This window comes from Falsiroseomonas oryzae, from assembly GCF_027856955.1.
Classification (GTDB): Bacteria; Pseudomonadota; Alphaproteobacteria; order Acetobacterales; family Acetobacteraceae; genus Falsiroseomonas; species Falsiroseomonas oryzae.
In genome coordinates this window covers 1-685 of record NZ_JAPSMD010000956.1, presented here as the reverse complement: position 1 = coordinate 685, position 685 = coordinate 1, and the positions used below count along the sequence as shown (strand labels likewise).

1 pseudogene is annotated in these 685 nt (G+C 77.1%); it reads right to left on the bottom strand.

The features are described 5' to 3' along the window. A pseudogene (locus tag OZN99_RS32935) lies at positions 1–685 on the bottom strand (hypothetical protein); the annotation flags it as partial.

Below are 685 nucleotides of genomic sequence, written 5' to 3'. Positions count from 1 at the left end.
GTCCGCCGCAACCGGCCGAGCGCGGCGACGCCGAAGGCCCAGTCCCGCCAGCTGCCGACCAGCCGCGCCCCGGGCGCCGCCGCCATGCCTGCCAGCAGCGAGGCCGCCAGGATGCTGCCCGGCGATGCCATGTGCTGCGTCACCAGCCACGCCCCGGCCGCGGCCATCGCCAGCAGCAGCACCTGCTGCGTGAAGCTGGCGAGCCCGCCCAGCGCCCGCGCACGCCGCTGCGCCGCGTCCTGCGCTTCCAGCATCGCCAGGTAGCCGGGCTGCCAGCGGCGCAGTACGGCGGGCAGCATGCCCAGGCAGTCCAGCAGCTCCGACTGGCGCAGCCGCCCGGTCAGGTCGGCCGTGACACGCGCCTGCATCGCGCCGGCCTGCTGCACCGGCCCGCGCGTGGTGCGGTCCGCCAGCGCGCCGAGCAGCGCGAGCAGCACGCAGAAGCCCAGCGCCACCCAGCCATACAGCGGGTGCAGCAGGAACAGCACGAACAGCGCCGCCGGCAGGGCGACGAGGTCGAGCGCATCCGACAGCGTCGTGCCGCCCAGCAGCCGACGCGCCTCGCCCGCATCGGACAGCGCGAGCAGCCCGGCGCCGCGGTCGCCGGCCAGCGCACGGCGCAGCGCCGCGCCGATCGACTGGAACTGCAGCCTGCGCGCCAGCCGTTCCGCCGTCGCGGCCAGCA